The sequence below is a fragment of the Bradyrhizobium sp. SZCCHNS3052 genome (assembly GCF_032484495.1).
Taxonomy (GTDB): domain Bacteria; phylum Pseudomonadota; class Alphaproteobacteria; order Rhizobiales; family Xanthobacteraceae; genus Bradyrhizobium.
The window spans coordinates 338,737-359,967 of the sequence record NZ_JAUETB010000001.1 but is presented as its reverse complement, the minus strand read 5'-3'; the positions used below and the strand labels follow the sequence as shown (position 1 = coordinate 359,967).

General features: G+C 67.5%; 19 protein-coding genes. 11 read left to right on the top strand and 8 right to left on the bottom strand.

Translation table 11 applies throughout. The annotated features are described in order from the left end of the window. Positions 1 to 22: 22 nt before the first annotated feature. Together ftsH and QX073_RS01585 are read right to left on the bottom strand one after the other, a co-directional pair. Positions 23 to 1,870, bottom strand: coding sequence for an ATP-dependent zinc metalloprotease FtsH (gene ftsH / locus QX073_RS01590; protein WP_315714798.1), 1,848 nt, complete (start codon positions 1,868 to 1,870; stop codon positions 23 to 25). A 66-nt stretch (positions 1,871 to 1,936) separates the two neighbouring features. Beyond that, positions 1,937 to 2,890 carry a lipid kinase gene (locus QX073_RS01585; protein ID WP_316175529.1) on the bottom strand — a complete coding sequence of 318 codons (954 nt, stop codon included), beginning with the start codon at positions 2,888 to 2,890 and terminating at the stop codon, positions 1,937 to 1,939. A gap of 577 nt (positions 2,891 to 3,467) precedes the next feature. Between QX073_RS01585 and QX073_RS01580 the strand changes: the two genes are divergently transcribed. The 7 genes from QX073_RS01580 (at position 3,468) to QX073_RS01550 (ending at position 11,084) form a co-directional block, all read left to right on the top strand. Then, the gene (locus QX073_RS01580) at positions 3,468 to 4,445 is read left to right on the top strand and encodes a TerC family protein (protein WP_316225232.1); all 978 of its coding nucleotides are present in this window, start codon (positions 3,468 to 3,470) and stop codon (positions 4,443 to 4,445) included. 28 nt (positions 4,446 to 4,473) lie between these two features. Next, positions 4,474 to 5,427, top strand: coding sequence for an exopolysaccharide biosynthesis protein (locus QX073_RS01575; RefSeq protein WP_316185273.1), 954 nt, complete (start codon positions 4,474 to 4,476; stop codon positions 5,425 to 5,427). 241 nt (positions 5,428 to 5,668) lie between these two features. Next, positions 5,669 to 7,414, top strand: coding sequence for a CHAD domain-containing protein (locus QX073_RS01570; RefSeq protein WP_316225583.1), 1,746 nt, complete (start codon positions 5,669 to 5,671; stop codon positions 7,412 to 7,414). 83 nt (positions 7,415 to 7,497) lie between these two features. Continuing rightward, positions 7,498 to 7,710 (top strand): MJ0042-type zinc finger domain-containing protein, encoded by a 213-nt coding sequence (locus QX073_RS01565; RefSeq protein ID WP_315749332.1) that lies wholly within the window; start codon positions 7,498 to 7,500, stop codon positions 7,708 to 7,710. A 194-nt stretch (positions 7,711 to 7,904) separates the two neighbouring features. Next, the gene (locus tag QX073_RS01560) at positions 7,905 to 9,077 is read left to right on the top strand and encodes a M20 aminoacylase family protein (protein ID WP_315714803.1); all 1,173 of its coding nucleotides are present in this window, start codon (positions 7,905 to 7,907) and stop codon (positions 9,075 to 9,077) included. 307 nt (positions 9,078 to 9,384) lie between these two features. Continuing rightward, positions 9,385 to 10,299, top strand: coding sequence for a DMT family transporter (locus tag QX073_RS01555; RefSeq protein WP_315714804.1), 915 nt, complete (start codon positions 9,385 to 9,387; stop codon positions 10,297 to 10,299). Further along, positions 10,296 to 11,084 carry a hypothetical protein gene (locus QX073_RS01550; protein WP_316225231.1) on the top strand — a complete coding sequence of 263 codons (789 nt, stop codon included), beginning with the start codon at positions 10,296 to 10,298 and terminating at the stop codon, positions 11,082 to 11,084. The genes QX073_RS01555 and QX073_RS01550 overlap by 4 nt, the downstream gene beginning before the upstream one ends. Before the next feature lie 241 nt (positions 11,085 to 11,325). Here the strand turns inward: QX073_RS01550 and QX073_RS01545 are convergent, their stop codons facing one another. From QX073_RS01545 to QX073_RS01535, 3 genes are all read right to left on the bottom strand, one after another. Beyond that, the gene (locus QX073_RS01545; protein WP_316225230.1) at positions 11,326 to 12,342 is read right to left on the bottom strand and encodes an NAD(P)-dependent alcohol dehydrogenase; all 1,017 of its coding nucleotides are present in this window, start codon (positions 12,340 to 12,342) and stop codon (positions 11,326 to 11,328) included. 153 nt (positions 12,343 to 12,495) lie between these two features. Then, complete coding sequence (locus QX073_RS01540; protein ID WP_315749324.1) at positions 12,496 to 12,678, bottom strand: hypothetical protein; 183 nt, start codon at positions 12,676 to 12,678, stop codon at positions 12,496 to 12,498. Between the two features lie 25 nt (positions 12,679 to 12,703). Continuing rightward, positions 12,704 to 13,558, bottom strand: a complete 855-nt coding sequence (locus QX073_RS01535) for an HWE histidine kinase domain-containing protein (protein WP_316225229.1) — start codon at positions 13,556 to 13,558, stop codon at positions 12,704 to 12,706. 501 nt (positions 13,559 to 14,059) lie between these two features. On the opposite strand from QX073_RS01535, the gene QX073_RS01530 reads away from it, so the two are divergent. From QX073_RS01530 to QX073_RS01515, 4 genes are all read left to right on the top strand, one after another. Then, complete coding sequence (locus tag QX073_RS01530; protein ID WP_315714984.1) at positions 14,060 to 14,473, top strand: hypothetical protein; 414 nt, start codon at positions 14,060 to 14,062, stop codon at positions 14,471 to 14,473. 166 nt (positions 14,474 to 14,639) lie between these two features. Beyond that, the gene (locus QX073_RS01525) at positions 14,640 to 14,825 is read left to right on the top strand and encodes a hypothetical protein (protein WP_315714985.1); all 186 of its coding nucleotides are present in this window, start codon (positions 14,640 to 14,642) and stop codon (positions 14,823 to 14,825) included. 157 nt (positions 14,826 to 14,982) lie between these two features. Beyond that, complete coding sequence (locus QX073_RS01520; protein ID WP_316185395.1) at positions 14,983 to 15,519, top strand: thermonuclease family protein; 537 nt, start codon at positions 14,983 to 14,985, stop codon at positions 15,517 to 15,519. Positions 15,520 to 15,635: 116 nt separating this feature from the next. Next, positions 15,636 to 16,733 carry a D-alanine--D-alanine ligase family protein gene (locus QX073_RS01515; RefSeq protein WP_316192765.1) on the top strand — a complete coding sequence of 366 codons (1,098 nt, stop codon included), beginning with the start codon at positions 15,636 to 15,638 and terminating at the stop codon, positions 16,731 to 16,733. A gap of 25 nt (positions 16,734 to 16,758) precedes the next feature. Here QX073_RS01515 and QX073_RS01510 read toward each other — a convergent pair whose 3' ends face one another. From QX073_RS01510 to QX073_RS01500, 3 genes are read right to left on the bottom strand one after another with little or no spacing between them, the layout of a single operon-like run. Next, the gene (locus QX073_RS01510; RefSeq protein WP_315714811.1) at positions 16,759 to 17,958 is read right to left on the bottom strand and encodes an efflux RND transporter periplasmic adaptor subunit; all 1,200 of its coding nucleotides are present in this window, start codon (positions 17,956 to 17,958) and stop codon (positions 16,759 to 16,761) included. A 2-nt stretch (positions 17,959 to 17,960) separates the two neighbouring features. Continuing rightward, positions 17,961 to 20,327 (bottom strand): ABC transporter permease, encoded by a 2,367-nt coding sequence (locus QX073_RS01505; RefSeq protein ID WP_316192792.1) that lies wholly within the window; start codon positions 20,325 to 20,327, stop codon positions 17,961 to 17,963. Next, positions 20,321 to 21,082, bottom strand: a complete 762-nt coding sequence (locus tag QX073_RS01500) for an ABC transporter ATP-binding protein (RefSeq protein ID WP_315714812.1) — start codon at positions 21,080 to 21,082, stop codon at positions 20,321 to 20,323. The genes QX073_RS01505 and QX073_RS01500 overlap by 7 nt, the downstream gene beginning before the upstream one ends. Between the last annotated feature and the right edge of the window lie 149 nt (positions 21,083 to 21,231).

The window sequence follows — 21,231 nt, the reverse complement described above, 5'->3', positions numbered from 1 at the left end:
CCTTTGCTCCCCGACTCGACAACTATATCGGCTTCGCTGCCACAACGAGATCGCCGGCGCGCTGGTCCTGCTTCAGCAGGGCGGCGAGCTCGCTCTCGTCGAGCGTCTCCTTGACCAGCAGGCGGCGCGCCGCGCGCTCCAGCACGTCGCGCTTGTCCTGGAGCAGCTTGCGGGTGCGCTCCAGCGCGTTCGTCACGATCGCACGCACCTCGGCGTCGATCGCATCCCCTGCGGCCTCGCCATACTCGGCGCTGCGTGAGACGCCCGGCGCAAGAAACGACTGGTTGTCGCGCTCATAGGCGACCGAGCCCAGTTGCTCCGACATGCCGTAGCGGGTCACCATCGAGCGCGCGATGTCGGTGACGCGGCGCAGATCGTCGGCGGCGCCCGTCGACAGATGGCCGTAGACCACGAGCTCCGCGGCGCGGCCGCCGAGCAGCACCGCCATCTTGTTCTCGAGCTCCTCGCGCGTCATCAGGAAGCGATCTTCCGTCGGGCGCTGGATGGTGTAGCCGAGCGCGCCGACGCCGCGCGGGATGATCGACACCTTGTGCACGGGATCGGTGCCCGGCAGGCTCATCGCGACGATCGCATGCCCCATCTCGTGATAGGCGACGATCTCGCGCTCCTTCGGATTGAGCAGCCGGTTGCGCTTCTCCAATCCGGCGACGATGCGCTCGATCGCATTGTTGAAATCATCGAGCGTGACCTCGTCGCCGCCGCGCCGCGTCGCCAGCAAGGTCGCCTCGTTGACGAGGTTGGCGAGATCGGCGCCGGTGAAGCCGGGCGTCAGCGCCGCGACCTTCTCCGGATCGACGTCGGCGGCGAGCTTGGCCTTCTTCAGATGCACCTGCAGGATCTGGATGCGACCCGGCTTGTCGGGCCGGTCGACCAGAACCTGGCGGTCGAAGCGGCCGGCGCGCAGCAGCGCCGGATCGAGAATCTCGGGCCGGTTGGTCGCCGCCAGCAGCACGAGACCTGTCGAGGAATCGAAGCCGTCGAGTTCGACCAGCAACTGGTTCAGGGTCTGCTCCTTCTCGTCATGGCCGCCGGCGAACGGGCCCATGCCTCGGGCACGTCCCAGCGCATCGAGCTCGTCGATGAAGATGATTGCGGGCGCCTTGGCGCGGGCCTGCTCGAACAGGTCGCGCACGCGCGCGGCACCGACGCCGACGAACATCTCGACGAATTCCGAGCCCGAGATCGAGAAGAACGGCACGCCGGCCTCGCCCGCGACCGCCTTGGCGAGCAGCGTCTTGCCGGTGCCGGGCGGGCCGACCAGCAGCACGCCCTTGGGCATGCGGCCGCCGAGACGGCCATAGGATTTCGGATCCTTCAGGAACGAGACGATCTCGCGCAGTTCGTCCTTGGCCTCGTCGACACCGGCAACGTCGTCGAAGCGAACGCCCGTGTTGGATTCGACGTAGACCTTGGCCTTGCTCTTGCCGATCTGCATCAGGCCGCCGCCGAGCCCGCCGGCGCCGCCCATCATCCGGCGCGACAGCCAGTACCAGACGCCGAAGAACAGCGCGATCGGCATCACCAGCGAGAGGATGTCGCCGAGGATGTTGCTCTCGACGCGGCCGGTGAAGGTGACGTTGGCCTTGCTGAGCTCCTTGGCGAACTCCTGGTCGACGCGCGTCGTCGCGAAGCGCGACTGGCCGCTGGGCAGCGGCTCCTTCAGCGTGCCTTCCAGGTAGTTCTCGGAGACGCCGACCTCCTTCACCTTGCCGGCTGCGAGCAGGTCCTGGAATTGACTGTAGGGAATGACGGCGACCTGGCGATAGCTCGTCCACGCATTGTGGATCATCATCGCGACGAAGATCGCGACGATTGCGTACCAGAGATTGAAGCGGGTCTGCTTGGTCATGGGTCTCTCAATCGGGTGATCAGTCGAAATCGAGTGTCCGCGAACGGCGGATCAAGCGGCCGCGCGTCAGGTGCGGTCCTGCGCTGCGACCTCGGGCACGAACACCGTGACCGCACGCGGCAGCACGGAGAAGCGCGCCGGCGTGAAGGTGACGAGCTCGCCATCGGCATTGATCCGGCGCGGACGGCGCGTGCGGATCTCGAACGATGTATCACGCGAGGCCCGCACCTCCTGCCACAGGCCGTGGCGGCCTTTGCGGAAGTCATAGGCCATCGCCAGCAGCTTCCAGATGCGGCCGATCTCCAGCGAATACAGATCGAGATGGGAATCGTCGATCTCGGCGCGGTGATCGACCGCCATGCCGCCGCCGTAGTAGCGGCCATTGCCGACCGCGATCTGCAGTGTCTTCACCCGCACCGCGCCGTCGGACGATACGATCATCGCGCGGAACGGCCGTGCATTGGTCAGCACCTTCAGCGCCGTGAGCGCATAGCCGAGCCGGCCGAACCTCCGCTTGGTTTCCTTGGTCAGCTGCCGCGCGAGCTCGGCGCTCAAGCCGAGGCTGGCGACGTTGAAGAACGGGTGCCCGTTGACCTCGCCGAGATCGATCCGGCGGCGATGGCCGGCCGCAATCACATCGACCGCGGCCTCCATATCCGGCGGCAGGCCAAGCGTGCGGGCAAGGTCATTGGCGGTGCCGGCCGGAATGATGCCCAGCGGCAGGCCGGTCTTGAGCAGTGCGGGCGCAGCCGCGTTCAGGCTGCCGTCCCCCCCGGCGACGACGACCGCCTCCGCATCGTCGGCATGTGCTTCGATCCACGGCGCCACCTCGCGCGGACTATGCGGCGCCGAGATCACGAGATCATAGCCGGCTGCGCTCAGCCGCGACACGGCAACGCCGGCCGCTTCGCCGCCGGAGCGGCTGCCGCGATTGATGATCATCAAGAGGCGGCGCGTTGCCACGGCCGGGCGCGACGGCGGCGCCTTCGCGATCGATACCTGGTCACCCCCCGTGGTCACGATTGTCTCCCGTACACAAAATGCCAGCGCGCTCCAGCACGCAGGTTCCATACAAAGTGGCGAGCAGGCGCTCCGGTTCCATCACGATCACCGCCGCCCCTCCAAGCGATGCCGGGAGGTTTGAGCGGGGTAACGATTGTTGGGATGGTGATGTGGGGGCGAGAGCCGCAAGGCCCGATAGCAACAAGCGACGCGTGGGGCCGCATCTCGTCAAACTCCTCAATAGCGCCCGAAGTGCGCAATACCGCCAGCGGCAGCGGTCATGAAAGAGAGTCCGACATCATAGTCTCACGGACTATCAGAGGGGCCCGGATCTCCGGCCCTCTGGAATTAGTTCACCGCCGCACAGCCGCAAGACGGCCGCCGGGCAGCAGACACTCTGTCGCACCTCGCCGTTCATCTTGCTGAACGCAGATGCGAACGGCGGGCTCTTGAAAACCGCAGGCTCTTGAAAACCAATCGGCAGACACATACGTCCGTCGCCTACCCCTGGTCCGGGCCCCTCTGGTGAAGCTGCCGGTGCGCTCACGATGTCGGACCTGACATCAATCTCACCGGCTTGAAAGAGGGACCCGTCGTGGAATTCCTGCTCATCGCGTTTGCCGGCAAGCCCGTCTGGATGTGGCTCGCCTTCCTCGCAATCGTGCTCGCCCTCCTCGTCTTCGATCTCGGCATCCTCCATCGCAAGACGCGCGAGATCTCGGTACGCGAGAGCCTCGTCATGAGCGGCATCTACATCATGCTCGCCCTCGCCTTCGGCGCCTGGGTGTGGTGGCAAATCGGCGCCGAGGCCGGCACCGCCTATCTCACCGCGTTCACGATCGAGAAGGCGCTGGCGATGGACAACGTCTTCGTCATCGCCATGATCTTCAGCTACTTCTCAATCCCGCGCGCCTATCAGCACCGCGTGCTGTTCTGGGGCATCGTCGGCGTCATCGTGCTGCGCGCGATCATGATCGGCCTCGGCGCCGCGATCGTCGCCCAGGCGAGCTGGGTACTCTATCTGTTCGCGCTGTTCCTGGTCGCGACCGGCATCAAGATGCTGGTGTTCAAGGACACGCCGCACGACATCGGCGCCAACCCGGCGCTGGCCTGGGTGCGCCGCCGCTTCGACGTCACCGACCGCCTGCACGAAGAGCGCTTCTTCGTGCGCCAGCCTGATGCGCGCGGCAAGCCGACCTGGTTCATGACGCCGCTGTTCCTGGCGCTGATCCTGATCGAGTTTGCCGACGTCATCTTCGCGGTCGACTCGGTGCCCGCGATCTTCGCGATCTCGACCGACCCCTTCGTGGTCTACACGTCGAACATCTTCGCGATCCTCGGCCTGCGCGCGCTCTATTTCGCGCTTGCCGCGATGGTGGATCGCTTCCAGTATCTCAAGCTGGCGCTGGCGGCGGTGCTGATCTTCATCGGCTCGAAGATCTTCCTGGCCGACCTGCTCGGGCTCGAGAAGTTTCCGCCCGCGATTTCGCTCGGCATCACGTTCGGTCTGCTCGGCGCCGGCATCGCCTATTCGCTGTGGAAGACGCGGCCTGCGGTCGAGCCGATGAAGTGAGGCAGGTCGAAGGACAAGAGGTTGCTGCGTGGCAGTGAATGATGTCGCATCCGACGACGAGGACTCCTCGGCGCCACGCCGTCACAACGGGCCGATCAGCCGCCGGCTGCTCGCGATCGCCCGGACGGTGCGGTCCGAGGAGCCGTCGATCGGCGAGTTGTTCGACCGGCTGGAATCGGAAGGTCTTGGCCTGACCCTGCTGCTGCTGACCCTGCCGGCGCTGATCCCGTTGCCGGGCCCATTCGGCATGGTGTTCGGCACCTTTGTCGCGCTGGTCGCGCTGCAGATCCTGTTCGGCGCCGAGCGGCTATGGCTGCCCGAACAGTTGCGCAGCCGGCCGGTGCCGCAGCGGCTCCTGCGCAAGATCATCCGCGCCGGTCTCGACTGGGCGGGCTATGCCGAACGCGGCCTGCGCGAGGACCGGCTGGTCTGGCTGACCGGCCGGCCGGCGCGGATGCTGCTCGCGCTGCCGCTGCTTCTGATGGCGGTCACCATCATCCTGCCGATCCCGATGGGCAACGTGATGCCGGCGCTGGCGCTGATCGCCGCCTCGATCGGCTTCATTGCAGGCGACGGCCTCGCCGTGCTGGTGTCGATCCTGATTGCGATGGCTGCGGTGGTCTGGACTGCCGTTCTGCTCTACACCGGCGCTGCAGCAGCCGACTATGCCGCAACTCTCCTGGCCCGCTTAGCTGTGCATCTGCGGGCGATGTTGGAAAGCGTCGGTGTCGATCTCGGCTTTGCCGCAGGCGTGACGACCGTATTTGCAGTGGTAACCGGCATCGCTGCGCTTGCCTTCTGGGTGCAGGCGGTACGCCATCGGCGCAGCCGGCGCGCATCCGTCGATCCGGCGCAGGATCCGCGCGAGCGCTCCCGCGCGCTGGCGCGTCGCGGCCGCGGCCTCGTGGCCGCCGCGAGCATTGCGACCACCGCAGCCGCCGTCTTCATCGCCACGCGTTTCATGCTCACCGGCTCGATCTGAAGTTCCGCCTGTGGCGGCGCGGCCGCACGACGGTGCATTGCGGCTGCGACGGACATATCTTCGTGAGCACCTGCCGGCCGGAAGCGCGAGCACTTGTCATTGAAGCAGCAACAAAAAATGCGACCTGTAAGCTCTGGCGCGTCGCGCATCGTCGACGGCCTGCGAGAAATGCCACTGTCCCTTTGTGCCGGCTGCAGCTATACGAGAGATGACTGTCATTAAACGGTTACAGAATCGACACATGCCCGATTCGAACGCACCGGCGTCGATCCACGGCAGTGGCCATGCGGTCGGCGTGCGGGAGAGTGGTGAGTCGGCGAGCAGCGATCCCGGTGGCGCCGCCGATCGCTTGACTGCGCAGCACCTAGCCGATCACGCGGCCACGCAGGAGGATGCCGCAGCGCTTGGCGTGGAGGTCGCGGCGCCGTCCTTGCCGGATCCGGCGGCCGGCAGCGGCCACGAGATCGAGCTGAAACTCCTCGTCGCGCCCGATCAACTCGCCGGCTTCAACAACGCACCGGTCGTCACCGCGCATGCGCGCAACAAGGGCTCGCGCAAGCATCTGACATCGGTCTACTACGACACGCCGAAGCGCACGCTGTGGAAGAACGGCTTCACCTTGCGGGTGCGCCAGAGCGGCTCGCGCTTCGTGCAGACTGTGAAAGAGCAGCACAGCGACGACCCACTCAAGCGCGGAGAGTGGGAGGCCAGCGTCAGCTCGCTGGCGCCAGATCCGGTGCTGGCGGCCGCGCTGCTGCCGGAGGAGCTTCGCTCCGCGCTGGCCGAGGCAACGCTCGAGGCGGTGTTCACGACCGACGTGCATCGTCACGCGCGCATGCTCGACGTGCCCGGTGCGACCATCGAGATCGCGTTCGACAGCGGTGTCATCAAGGCCGGCGAGCACCGTGAGATCGTGAGCGAGATCGAGCTGGAGCTCAAGAGCGGCAACCCCGCCGCCATCTACGAGATCGCACAGCGCATCGCCGATCACGGACCGATCAGACCTTCGATCCGCAGCAAATCCGCGCGCGGTTTCGACCTCGCAGCCGGCGCAGCGCCGGGGGCCGAAAAGCCGCCCAAGCTGCGTCTCGATCCGGCGGTGTCTCTCGACGAGAGCTTCGCCCTCGTCCTGCGCGGCAGCCTGCATCATCTGCTGCAGGCCATGCCTGCGGCAGAGGACGGACGCGATACGGAAGGCGTGCATCAGTTGCGGGTGGCGCTGCGCCGCCTGCGCGCCGCGTTGCACCTGATGCGGCCGCTCGGGACCTCGGCGACGCTCGACGGTCTCGAGGCGGATGCGCGCTGGCTGGCACAGAGCCTCTCGGCGGCGCGCGACCTCGACGTGTTCCTGACCGATACGCTGCCCGAGATCGCCGAGGCCTGCCCCACTGTTGCAGGCTTCGACTCGCTCCGGGCGCTCGCCGAGCGGCGGCGCGATCTCGCCTATCGCACGCTGCGCATCGCGCTTGCCGAGCGCCGCTGCGCCGCTTTCGTGCTCGGCCTCGGCGAATGGATCGAGACCCGCGGCTGGCGCAACGACGTCTCCCCCGACGATCTCCGACGCCTCGCGGCGCCCGCGATCGATTTCGCCGGGCCTGTCCTGTCGGAGCGCCACCAGAAGGTGCTCAAGCGCGGCCGCCGCTTCAAGAAGCTGCCGGCCGAGCGGCGCCACCGGCTGCGTCTCGCGCTGAAGAAGCTGCGCTACAGCATCGACTTCCTGCTGCCGCTCTACGGCGCGAGCAAATCGGCGAAGAGATATGCCAGGACGCTCGCCGGCTTCCAGGAACAGCTTGGCCACTACAACGACATGGCGGTCACCGCCGGCGTGATCGAGACCCTCGGCACCACCTCCACCGAGGCGGCGATCGCGGCCGCCGCGATCACCGGATGGCAGTCGCATGCCATGGCCGGCGTGGAGGAGCCGTTGCGCGAGGCGTGGCGCGCCTTCACGAAGGCGCCGACGCCATGGCAGGCCGAGGAGGCGTGACGACCGGACGCGGTGACGTCGGTTCATGGACCGCATTGATCTGGTTCAAGGCGTCTGGTCGAGCTGTTTGGGAGCGTGATCTCATGAAGATATCCAGCGTGACGTGTCCCCATTGCCGTGCCGCCTACGAGATCGCGGAATCGACCTCCGCCATTGGCGCTGCCGGGCGGTTCGACTGCGGCGTCTGCGGCACGCCATTGGCGGCGTGGGACGAGCCGAAGCTGCGGGCCTTCCGCCTGGAGGTACCACCCGAGCGCAAATATCCCCGCGTGCCGGCCCCCGCCCCGCTCACCTGACTCCCGTTCCGCAATCCGGAACGCCCGGCGTGGTCCGTCGAGGTGACCGCGCATCCGCGCATGGCGCCATGGCCGGCGGCAACTTGCCTGGCTTTTTTGACCGGGTCATAGTCGGTCACCGCGCGGTGCTGCCGGCTGGCTTGGCCGCATCCACTGCAGCGTCCCGATCCACTTCAGCGAGTCATCCGGTCCTCATGCCCATCCTCAACAGCATCGCCGCGCTCTCCGACGAAATGGCCGCTTGGCGCCACGACTTCCACGAACATCCCGAGCTGCTGTACGAGGTGCATCGCACCGCCGGCATCGTCGCCGACAAGCTGCGCGCATTCGGCTGCGACGAGGTGGTGACGGGCATCGGCCGCACCGGCGTGGTCGGCGTGATCCGCGGCCGCAAGTCGGCCTCCGGCAGGACCATCGGCCTGCGCGCCGACATGGATGCGCTCCCGATCGAGGAAACCTCTGGCGTTCCCTACGCCTCGAAGACGCCGGGCCTGATGCACGCCTGCGGCCACGACGGCCACACCGCGATGCTGCTGGGCGCTGCGAAATATCTCGCCGAGACCCGCAATTTCGACGGCACCGCCATCGTCATCTTCCAGCCGGCCGAGGAAGGCGGCGCCGGCGGCAAGGCGATGGTCGATGACGGGCTGATGACGCGCTGGGGCATCCAGGAGGTCTACGGCATGCACAACATGCCGGGCGTGCCCGAAGGCCATTTCGAAATCTCGCCCGGCGCGATGCTGGCCTCGGCTGATGCGATCCACATCAAGGTCACCGGCAAGGGCGGCCATGGCGGCGCCGGCCCGCACCGGGCGGTCGACAGCATCCTGATCGCCTCGCAGATCGTCAACGCGCTGCAGTCGATCGTCGCCCGCAACGTCGATCCGTTGAAGTCGGCGGTGATCTCGGTGTGCTCGATCCATGGCGGCACCACCTTCAACGTGATCCCCGAGACGGTCGAGATGCTGGGCACCGTGCGCACGCTCGATCCGGAGATCCGCGATCTCGTCGAGAGGCGCATCGTCGAGGTCGCCGAGGCCACCGCGCGCGCCTATGGCGGCTCGGCCGAGGCGATCTACGAGCGCAAATATCCGGTGACGATGAATCACCCTGCGCAGGCGGCTTTCGCCGCCGACGTCGCCCGCGACGTCGCCGGCGCTGAGCGTGTCAACGACCGCGCCATTCCGCTGATGGGCGGCGAGGATTTCGCGTTCATGCTGGAGGCGCGTCCGGGCGCCTTCGTGTTCCTCGGCATGGGCCCCGGCAACGAGTGCCACCACCCGGCCTACCGCTTCAACGACAACATCCTCAGCGCCGGCGCATCGTACTGGGTGAAGCTGGTCGAGAAGAGCATGCCGGCGAACTGATCGGAGCGACCGCGCAAGCTCGCAACGAGCGTCATTGCGAGGAGCCGTAGGCGACGAAGCAATCCAGGATCTTCATCGGATCGCCAGTCTGGATTGCTTCGCTCCGCGCTCCGCTCGCAATGACGGGTGTGGCTGACATCGCCGGCCCCACAGGCTCCGTCATCGCGAGCGCCAGCGAAGCGATCCAGGGACGCTATGCACCGATCGGAATGGCTTCGGCTTCCTTCCACGAACAGTTCGCCCCGTATCGAAACATCACGCGCCGCCGCCCGGCTAGGAGAAGCCATTCTCCCGCCCGCGAGGCACCATGCAGAGCCGCTCCGATCTCACGACAGAATTCGCCCTCCTGCTCGTTCTGTCCACCTTGTGGGGCGCCTCATACACCTTCATCAAGATCGGCGTCGAAACCATTCCGCCGCTGACCCTGATCGCCGCGCGCACGCTGATTGCGGGGCTGCTGCTGGCCGCGATCATCCGCAGCCGCGGCCTCGCTTGGCCGCGTGACCGGACGATTTGGCGTCGCTTCGTGATCCAGGCCGGTCTCAACAGCGTCGTGCCATTCACGCTGATCGCCTGGGCCGAGCGCACCGTCGAGGCGGGTCTTGCGACGATCCTCAACGCGACCTCGCCGATCTTCACCTTCCTGCTGACCGCGCTGGTGACGCACCACGAGCCTGTCACCCTGCGCAAGCTGGTCGGCGTCGCCGCCGGACTCGCCGGCACCTGCCTCATCGTCGGCACCGAGGCGCTGGGCGGGCTTGGCCGCGAGCTGTGGGCGCAGATTGCGATCGTCGCCGCCACCATCTGCTATGCCGGTGCGGCGATCATGGGAAAGAGCTTCAAGGGACTCGATCCGATGTTGCCGGCCGCGGGATCGCTGCTGTCGGGCGCCGCGGTGCTGATCCCGCTTGCGCTGGTCGTCGACCATCCGTGGACGCTGGCACCGTCACTGCGCTCGGTGCTGGCGCTGGTCGCGCTCGCGACCGTCTCGACTGCAGCCGCGATGGTGATCTATTTCCGCCTGGTGCAGACGCTCGGCTCGATCGGCGCCACCGCGCAATCCTATCTGCGGGTGCCGATCGGCGTTGCGATCGCCGTGGCCGGGCTCGGCGAGCACCTCGCGCCGACCGCCTGGATCGGCCTCACCTGTGTCCTCATTGGTGTGATCGCGATGACGCTGCCCGCGCGCAAGAAGCCGACAGGCGATCCGATCCAAGGTTGACCGCACGCACCAGCGCTGCTTTGAACCCAAAGCGGCAACGCTGGATCAATAAAATGCAATGCATCTTCGTTTTGCTTCTTGTCGCGCTGGCAACCACGATTGGTCCGGCCGCGGCCTCGGCCGACATCCCCTACGCGATGTCGGAGCATCCTTCACAAGACGGCCGCTGCAAAGGAGACACCGGCAAGGCCGACCTCGACCGCGACGAGCAGGCCTGCCTCGCTCAGTTGAACGATGTCGTCAGGCGCAACGGCAAGTCGCTGGAAATCACATTCAAGGATGGTTCCACCAGAAGCTACGTGACCCGACTTCCGGATGACCTACCCGGACATGAGGACGACTCGGTCGAGTACAAGCTCGTCGGCTACTTTCCGGAGCACGAACTCCTGCTGATCGAGATCGGCTATTGGGAAGGCGTGCAATGGATGCTGCTGTGGCTCAATCGCGTCATCGAGACCAAGATCCATTCGCCGCCGCACGCCTCGCCAAGCCGCCGCTGGCTGTTTTCGGTCTGCTCCAGCGAAGGTCCCTCCGGCTGCGGCAACGGGATGGAGATCGTTGCCGCGCCGTTCGACCTCAAGCTGGGGGGCTGGTCCTATCTCACCCCTGACGACGACTACACCTTCTACGAGTTCGACGGCTGGGACGGCGACGACCGCGTCAAGCTCATCGCCACCTTCAAGGTCGGCACCGAGATGAAGCCATTCCCGGCCTCTGTCGAACGCAGCAGCGGCCGCTGGCAATTGAAGCTGCCAAAACAGCACCGCAAACCGCCACGTCATTAGCAGCCCGTTTCTCTCGCCGTCATTCCGGGGCGGCGCGCAGCGACGAGCCCGGAATCCATAACCACGACTGTGCATGTGGCGAAGACGAGCATACCGGCCAGCTCGCGTCGCACAGCATCCTGTGGCTATGGATTCCGGGCTCGCGCCGCTGCGCGACGCGCCCCGGAATGACGGCGGAGAGAGTGAGGCTAAGAGTGCTGCCCTGCTTCGATGACGCAGTCGCCGACAGCAGCGTGGTCACTCATCCCCCGATCGCGATCGTCACCTTGCCGAGATGCGCGCCGCTCGCCATGTAGTGGAACGCCTCGGGCGCCTCGCTGAACGGAAACACGCGGTCGACCACCGGCTTCACCTGATGCAGCGTCAGCGCGTTCGCCAGCGCCTGGAGATCGTCGACCGAGCCGACCGTGACGCCCTGCAGCCGCTGCTGCTGCATCACCATCAGCGGCAGCCGCAGCTCCGAGGCCGGCGCACCGGCGAGCACGCCGATGAAGGCGATGGTGCCGCCGATCCGGGTGGCGCGGATCGACTCGTTCAAGGTGCCGACGCCGCCGACCTCGACCACGAGATCGACGCCCTGCCCGGTGATCTCGCGCGCCTTCTTGCCCCAGTCCGGCACCTGCTTGTAGTTCAGCGTGACATCGGCGCCGAGCGCCGTCAGCCGCGCGATCTTGGCTTCACTCGACGACGTCGCGATCACCCGCGCGCCGGCCATCTTCGCGATCAGCAGCGCAAAGATCGAGACGCCGCCGCTGCCTTGCGTCAGCACGGTGTGGCCGGGCCTGATGCCGCCGAGCTTGATCACCGCGCTCCAGGCGGTGACGCCGGCGCACGGCAATGTCGCGGCCTCGACGTCGGTGAGATGCGCCGGCGTCCGCACCAGCGCGTGCATGGGAAACACCCGATACTCCGTCAACGTGCCGTCGACGGCGCCGCCCAGCGCCGCACGCATCTTCGCTTCGCTCGGCTCGCCGCCGGTCCAGCTCTCGAAGAAGCTGCCGATGACTCGGTCGCCGGTCGCGAATGCTGTGACGCCCTCACCGACCGCCTCGACCACGCCTGCGCCGTCGGACAGCGGCACCAGCGGAAATTTCTGCCGCGAGCCGTAGCCGCCCCTCACCGTGATCAGGTCACGATAGTTGATGCTCGCCGCCGTCAGCCGCACCAGCACCTCGCCCCTCCCCGGCTGCGGCACGGGCTTGTCGACCAGCACCAGCGCATCGATTCCGCCGGGCCCCTGCAGCTCGTAACATTGCATCCGATGTCTCCCGCCCAAGCGGCGTCGCCGCTTCGTTGTTCTGCCGGGAATGGTGAAGCGTTTCGTGCCGGCGATCAAGCCGAGCCTCGTTCCGCGCGGCGGACAGACAACGCGAACGCAACGCAAATCCGATGGTCGCGGCGCCGCCGGCTCTCAGTCATCGATCAGCGGGATCACGACATGGTTCAGCACATATTCCGTGCCAACCCAGGTAATGGTGAGTGCCAGCAGCAGCAATCCAGCCAGCAGCAGCATGTCGCGCCGTTCCATCGAACACATACGCAGCAACGCCGCTGCGCGTTTCGCATCGCAGCCATGCCACGCGCCGCGAGACATGCGACGCCTGCGAGGAACCGGGCCTTCACATCGCCGCGTCGAACCTGATCCGGCAGACCAGACCTTCGTCGCGATAATCCTGCTCGATGCTGCCGCCGATCGCCGCAAGGCTCGCACGGATCATGCGCGTGCCGAAGCCCTCTTTCCCGGGCGGCTCGATCGGGTGCGGACCGAGCTCGCGCCAGGCCACGCTGCCGCGGCCGCCCTCCTGCGCGATCTGGATCTCGAGCCGTCCGCCCTGACCGCGCAGCGCGCCGTATTTGACGGCGTTGGTCGCAAGTTCGTGGAACACCAGCGCGAGATTACGCACCGCTTCCGGCCCCAACGGCATGTCCGGGCCGTCCACCGTCACGGCGCCGGAGGCGCGATACGGCTGCAGCTCGACGTCGAGCAGCATGCGCAAGGTCATCAGGCGGTGGTCCGACCAGGCGAGACTGTTGGCGCGCGCGACGGCGTCGAGCCGCAGCGCGATCGCTTCCCCTTTGGCGCGATCCTCGCCCGACAGGCTCGATCTGACGATCGCCTGAAACAACGCGAGCTGATTGTTCACGCGATGTCTCAGCTCGCCGAGCAGCAACTCGCGCGCATGCTCGCTGCGCTTCAGCTCCATCAGCGCGCCGCGACAGAGATGCCCGAGCCAGATGATCAGCGCCGCGGTGCTCAGGAATCCGACGAGGTTGATCGCCTCGGCATGATCGGGACGATCGGTGAAGCCGACGAGCACCACGGTGGCAGACAGCCAGGCGGCAAAAATGGCCGCGGGAATGCCGCCGAGCAGCGCGGCGAACACCACCGCAGGGTAGAACGTCGCGTAGGGCAGCGTCGCGCCGGCATAGTCCAGCCCGATCCGGCCCGCGGTCGAAATCGCGACGGCGAGCATGGTGAGCAGAAACGTGGTCGCCGACCACTGTCTGCCCCGAACGATCCAATCTGAGAAACTCCGACCCGCGCGCACGATTGACCCCGAGCGCAAGGTCTATCGCCGGACGCCTGCAGGAACAAGCTGAAGCAACTGCCGCATGGGCGCAAAAATTTTAGGAACTTTTGCCGCGCCGTTGCGTTTGACGGCCCTGTTGCGCCAGACGGAACGCATCATGCCGCGTGGTGGGAGAAAGCGACCGCTGCGCCGCCACCGGCAAGCGTGACTACATGGCCCCTGCGCCCCCAGCGCCTCTGCTCGACACCATCAGTGCTACTCCGCGTCGCGTCGGCGCAGCACGAATGCTGGACGTTGCATGATGAGCTCGTCGCCGGCTGCGCCGATGAACTGAAAGACAACGGTATCGGAACGCTGCACGCGAGAGAGCTTGTATCCGGCGCCTCTTGCTGCGCTAACCCTAGCGGCTTGCCGCTGAGCGCCGCAGCGTCGATCATGGCGGTCATGACGACGAAATCGCGCGAGAGACTCTACGGTGCCGGCATCCGCATCGCGCAGGAGCAGGCCGCGCGCGCGCGCAAGGAAGCGGATCGTCTGGCCTGCGACGCCTGGAACAAGCGGATGCTCGGCTACAAGGGACCGGCGCAGCCGTCGCCGCTGCTCGGCGACGCGCTCAACGCGGGCTATTACTATCTCGAAGTGCGCTGCCTCGGCTGCGACACCAATCAGACCGTTGCGCTCGACATCATCAGGCGCGCCAAGACGACGCCAATCCATGAACTCGAGCGCTACATGCGCTGCCAGGACTGCTCGCGGCTGCGCGGTCGTCCCTACAAGCGCAGCGCGCTGGTGGCATTGCGCGAGACCAAGATCTCGGCCGCGCATCCGGCCTCGACATGGTGGCCCGGTGAACGATAGACAGTCGAATGCCGAGCGTCGCGTCATCTCGCATCCCCATAGAGGTACTCCGATCAGGCGCTGACGGCGCCGCTCGAAAAAATGCATGGACACCCGGAACAATCATGACGATCCGTTGTTTCGAAAACTTGCCGGCGCGGCAGGGAAGCGGAACATGTCAGAGTTGATGACCCAGCCGGACAAGCTGCGGGCCGACGCAGCGGAATGCGCCCTCATTCGTGATCTCGCCACCGACCGCGACAAGCGCGAGCTGTTCGCGCGCCTGGCCGAGCATCTGAGCATGCTCGCCGCCGAGGTCGAGCACGCGGCGCGCGCACGGGATGGGCACGCAGAGAATGCGAGCCTGCGCTGAACCGCGACGCTCGCCGGACGAACTGCGCCGATTGCGCTCCGCTGCTGTTGCGGTGCTCGCCACACAATCGCGCACCTCCCATTCGCTATAGATCGGGATGATCCGCGATCGATTCGCGCAGCGAGCGATCACGCCCCTCTCAGCGCCACAGGTGCCGATCTTGCGACGTCTCCTCCCCCGTCTCGCCTGCCTCGTTCTGCCGCTTCTCCTCGCTTTCCCCGCCACAGCCGCTGAGCTCGTCGGCCGCGTCAGCATCGTCGATGGCGACACGCTGGACATTCACGGCGAACGGATTCGCCTGTGGGGCATCGACGCGCCCGAAAGCGCGCAGCTCTGCCGCGGCCGCGACCGCAAGCCATATCGCTGCGGCGCGCTGGCCGCCAACACGCTGGACGCGTTCACGCGCAGCAAGGTTCTGCGCTGCCTGCCGGTCGATGGCGATCGCTACGGCCGCATCGTCGCGCGTTGCGCCGCCGGCGCGACGGATCTCGGCCAGTTCATGGTGTCGCGCGGGCTTGCGGTCGAGGAGCCGCAATATTCGCGCGGCGTTTACACCGCCGATCAGCGCGCCGCCCGCCGCGCCGGCCGCGGCATCTGGTCGGGCCGCTTCATCGAGCCGCCGCTCTATCGGAGCTGCATGCATGCCGGCGGCACGACGTCGGTGTGCTCGGACGGCGGGATCGGCTGGCGGTGAGCGCCGCCGCATGACGACGTCGCCTTCCACCACACCCGACACAACACCTCAATTGCCACGCGTTGGCCTCTGGCTGTACGGTCGCGCATCGCAGAGATCAGGGCTGGATGAGGACGATGACGGAGACAAAGACGCGCGTGGCGATCCTGTTCGGCGGGCGCTCGGCGGAGCACGACGTCTCGCGGGCCTCGGCGGCCAACATCGTCCGCTCGCTCGATGCCGGCCGCTACGCCGTCACGCTGATCGGCATCACCACCGACGGACGCTGGGTGCTCGCCGACGCTGCGAATGACGGCACAGGCGCGGCGCTGACCGTACCCGCTGACGGCCCGCAGATCGTGCTGCTGCCGGCCGGCCAGGGCCGCGCGCTGGTCATCGGCGACGGCGCCCCGCGCGAGCTCGCCTTCGACGTCGTGTTTCCGGTGCTGCACGGTCCGAACGGCGAGGACGGCACCGTGCAGGGCGCGCTGGAGCTCGCCGATGTCGCCTATGTCGGCGGCCGCGTGATGGGATCGGCGGCGGCGATGGACAAGGACGTCGCCAAGCGCCTGCTGCGCGATGCCGGCCTGCCGATCGTGCCGTTCGTCACCATGACGGAAGCGTCGCCTGTGACCTATGCGGCGGCGGTCGACGCCGTCGGGTCATCCGAGCTGTTCGTCAAGCCGGCCAATCTCGGCTCCTCCGTCGGCATCTCCAAGGCGCGCAACGCCGAGGAGTTCGAAGCCGCCTGCCGCCTGGCGCTGCGCTTCGACCTGAAGATCCTGATCGAGCGCTGCATCAGCCCGGTGCGCGAGATCGAATGCGCGGTGCTGGAGCGTGCCGACGGCGAGGTCGCCGCCTCCGAGCTCGGCGAGATCGTGCCCGCCGACAGCCACGGCTTCTATTCCTATGAGGCCAAATACACCGATGCCAAGGGCGCCTCGCTGCACGTCCCGGCGCGGGTCGAACCCGCTCTCGCCGCGCGCATCCGCAAGATGGCCACCGAGGTGTTCGGCGTGCTCTGCTGCGAGAGTCTCGCGCGCGTCGACTTCTTCGTCCGCGGCGAGGAGGTCTACGTCAACGAGGTGAACACCCTGCCGGGCTTCACCAACATCAGCATGTACCCGAAGATGTGGGAGGCCACCGGCCTGCCCCAGCCGGCGCTGATGGACAGTCTGATCGCACACGCGCTGGCGCGCCATGCCCGGCTCAGGCAACTGGCGTCGCAGCGCTGAGGAACGCGTCTGCGGCCGCCGCAGGTCAGCGCGGCGCCACCTTGACGCCGGCGGCGACCCGGTCGCTGGGATAGATGATCACGACATCGCCGCTGGCGACGCCGTCGGCCACGGCGGCGAACCGGCCCGAGCGCCGGATGAGCCGGACGGTGCGCAACTCGGCGCGCCCATCCTTCAGCGCGAACACCGACCAGTCGTCACCGCGCTTGAACAGCGCGCCGGTCGGAACGATGGTCGCATCCTCCTGCGTGAAGACGACGATCTGCGCATCGAGCTGATAGGCATCGCCGAGCCGCTGCCATTGCTCGGCCGGCGAGACGATGTCGATCAGCACGTTGACCCGCTGCTCCTCGACGCCGAGCGTGGAGATCTTCGTGAAAGCCGCCGGCTCGACCCGGCGAACCCTGCCCGACAGGCGGCCTGCCCCGCCCCAGCGATCGATCGTGACCTCGGCGCCGGGACGGATCTCGACCGCGTCGGTGCTCAGCACGTCGATGACCACTTCGAGATCACGGGGATCGCCGAGCTCGAGCAGCGCCGCGCCTGGCTGCACCGTCGTCTCGCTTTCCTGGATCACTTTCAGCACCAGCCCGCCGACCGGCGCGGTCACGCTCCAGCTATCCGCCGGCGCATCGGCATCGGTCTTGCTCCCGTAGCGCGCCAGCATCGCCCTGAGCTGGCTGAGCTCGTGCTCGGCGGCATGGTCGGCATATTCGGCGGCGCGCAGGTCACGTTCGGCAATCCGCATCGCGAGCTCGGCGCGCTCCCGCGCCTGCGCCGTCGCGGCTCCGCTGGCGGCCAGGGCCGTGGTACGCGCCAGATCGGCGCTCGCCTGCGCACTCTGCGCCTGCGCTCGGGCCACTACCTCCTTGGCGCGCTCGACATTGGCCTCTGCCGCACCGAGCAGCTCCTCGACCTCGCGGCGGGCCCGCGGATCGAGCAGCGGCGCCGGCGCCGGCATGATTGTGGCGACCACGTCGTCGGCCTTGACCTGGTCGCCGGCCTTGAAGCGGATGCGGCCGAGACGGCCGGCGAGCGGCGCGGCCACGACGTAGCGCTGGCGCACCCGCGTCTTGCCGTCGTCCTCGACGGTGGCAACGAACCGCCCTTTCGTCACCGCGGCCGTCTCCACCGGGACGGGGCCCGGCATCATCATCCAGGCGATGACGGCGGCCGCCGCCAGAACGCTCGATACGATGACGACGCGGCGCAAAACGGGTGGCATGCTCATTCCCTGGTCTTGAGGGCCGCGACCAGATCGAGCTGATCCACCCTCCTGCGGACGATGATGGCGCTGATCGCGGCGCTGGCCAAGACCACCGCTGTCGCGATCAGGTAGGTCTGCGGCGCGATCACGCCCGGGATCTGGAAGCTCTCGCTGGAATGCAGGCGCGCGATCAGCCCGATGATGGCGTGCGACAGCCATAGGCCGAGCGGAATCCCGACCGCGATGTCCAGCGCGAACTCGCCGAACAGGATGCCGGCGACCTCGCCGCGGGTGAAGCCCAGCACCCGCAGGCTCGCGAGCTCCCAGGCGCGCTCCTGCAGGCTGATGCGGGCGCTGTTGTAGACCACGCCCACGGTGATGATCGCGGCGAAGCCGGTGAGGATGCCGGCGGTGACGAATACGAGGCCCGCGATCTTCTCGATGAAGGATGCGAGGGTGTAGGCCTTCATCGTCACGGATTCGATTTTCGGCATGCTCTTGAACCTCGCGCCGAGCGCAGCCAGCGCCGCCGGCTCGACCTGGAGGCTCGCCGCCGAGATCACCGCGCCTTCGCCGGTGAAGCGGTTGAGCGTGTCGATGTCCATGTAGGACGCCATGCCGATCGCCTCGTCGACGATGGCGCTCACCGGCAGGTCGCGCCGCCGACGGTGGCCTTCCATCGCCTCCACCGTCACGACCTGCCCTGCGCTCAGCGCCAGGCGCTCGGCAAGGCGTCGGGTCAGCGTGATGCCATCGGGCACAGCGACGATCGGACGGCGCGCGGAATCGTGCGGTCGGCGCAGCTCGTCGGCGGCCGCCAGTCCGATCACCGAGGTGAGGTAGCTTTGGTGCCCGGCGCGCAGGCGCACCGGAACGATGCGCTGGCCCTCGATCGCGAGCACACCAGGCTGGCGCGCCAGGTCACGCAGGATCGCGCGGTCCATCGGATGGATGAAAGTGATCGTGGCGTTGCCGCGCTCGACCAGATTGAACTGCAGCTCGATCATCTCGCCGATGGCATCGCGCCAGAAGATCCCGAGCACCATCATCGGCACCGCGAAGGCGATGCCGACGATGGTGAACAGCGAACGGAACGGCCGCCCCGCGACGTTGCGCAGCATCATCATCCGCCGCGCGCCGAACGCCGTGCCGGGCAGGATGCGCTCGATCCAGGAGCGGCGGAACCCCAGCGGCATCGCGGGCCGCATCGCCTCCGCCGGCGCAAGGCCGACGACCTCCTGAAGCGCCGTGACGACACCGAGGGCGCCCGCCGCGACGCTGATCGCGACACCGGCCACCGCCGCCCAGGGCGCCAGCCGAAACGGCAGCTCCGGAAGACGGAAGAACCCCTGATAGCTCGCGATCATGGCATGGCCGAAGCCGACGCCGCCGGCGATGCCGAGCACCGATCCGATCAGCACGATGACCAGCATCAGCTTGAGATAGTGGAAGGTGAGCCGCAGCGTCGGAAAGCCGAGCGCCTTCAGCGCCGCGATCTGCTCGCGCTGCGCGGCGACCAGCCGCCCGAGCGCGCCGTTGAGCAGGAACGTGGCGACACCGAAGAAGATGATGGGGATGGTGATCGACATCACCTTCTGCTGGTTCAGCTCGTCCTCGAGAAAGCGGTTCGACGGCTGGTCCCGCCGCGCGATCGCGCCGATCGAGCCATAGGGCTCGAGCAGCCGGTCGAGCTCCTCGATCACGGGCTTGGGATCGACACCCGGAGCGAGCGCGACCACGGCATCGTTGAACGCCCCTTTCATGTCGAAGGCGGCCTCGGCCGCGCTCCGGTCGACCCACAGGATGGCGTAGAGGCGATCGTCGGGGATCGGCAATCCCGGCTTCACCGCGTAGACATATTCCGGCGACAACGCGATGCCGGAAACCCGGAAGCCCTGCACGCGGCCATTGAGCAGCACGCGGATGTCGTCACCCGGACTGACGCCATTGGCCTCGGCAAACGCCTCGTTGACCGCGGCGCTGCGGGCGGCACCCGGCTCAGGCGCGGCGCCGCGGCGCAGATGCAACCGCGCCAGGGGCTCATCGCCGGCGTGGGTCAGCGACACCAGGCGGGCCGAGACCGGTTGCGAGACGGCCGGCCAATCGACGATGACCTCGCGCACGATGCGCGGCTCGACCGCGACCACGCCAGGAATGGAACTGAGCCGCGGCACCAGCGCCAGCGGCGCCCGCTTCAGCGTGACGAAGATCTGCGGAAACCGGCCGTCGGCATAGAACTGCTCGCAGCCGCCGCGCAGGGACAAATAGGTCGAGACCGAGCCGACGAACACGGCGACACCGGCCGCCACCAGCAGCGCGATCGTGACCACCTGTCCGCGCATCGCGCCGACGTCGCGCCACAGCTTGCGGTCCAGCAGGCTCACCAGCGCACCTCATCGGCCGAGAGGCGCCGCGCATTGCGCGTCTCGCCGACGATGCGCCCGCCGCCGAGCCGGAGCACGCGATCGGCCATGCCGGCGATCGCCGCATTGTGCGTGATGATGATGGTGGTCGTCCCGAGCTGCGCGTTGGCGCGGGCGATCGCGGCGAGCACGACCTTTCCCGTCTCGTAGTCCAGCGCGCCGGTCGGCTCGTCGCACAACAGCACGTCGGGCGCCTTGACCATGGCGCGGGCCACCGCGACGCGCTGCTGCTCGCCGCCGGACAGCTGCGAGGGAAAGTGGTCGATCCGCCGCTCGAGGCCGACGAGCTTGAGCACCTCGAGCGGATCGAGCGGCTTGTCGGCGATCTCGGTGACCAGCGCGACGTTCTCGAGCACCGTCAGACTCGGGATCAGGTTGTAGAACTGAAACACGAAGCCGACATGCTCGCGCCGGTAGCGCGTCAGCTCGGCATCGCCGGCGCCGACCAGTTGATGATCGCGCCATTGCGCTTCGCCCGACGTCGGGCTGTCCAGTCCGCCGAGGATGTTGAGCAGGGTCGACTTGCCCGATCCCGACGGCCCGAGCAGCACCACGAGCTCCCCCTCGTAGATGTCGAGGTCGACATCGCGCAGCGCATGCACCTCGACCTCGCCCATCCGATAGGTCTTCGAGAGCTTGCGCGCGCGGAACACCGGGGCGGCGCCGGGCCGATCAGAAGGCGCGGCGGGGCCCCCGTCGTTGGTGACGGCCGAACTCATCGGGCTGCGGTTCCTGCACCAAAGGCCCGCATCGAACGTGCGAGACGTCTCACGCCTGAATCCTCGACATCGGATGACATCCCCGACCATCGGTCGGCAGCGATCGTCATCCGTTGATGCATGTCAAGCGGGCCACATCATCACGCGGC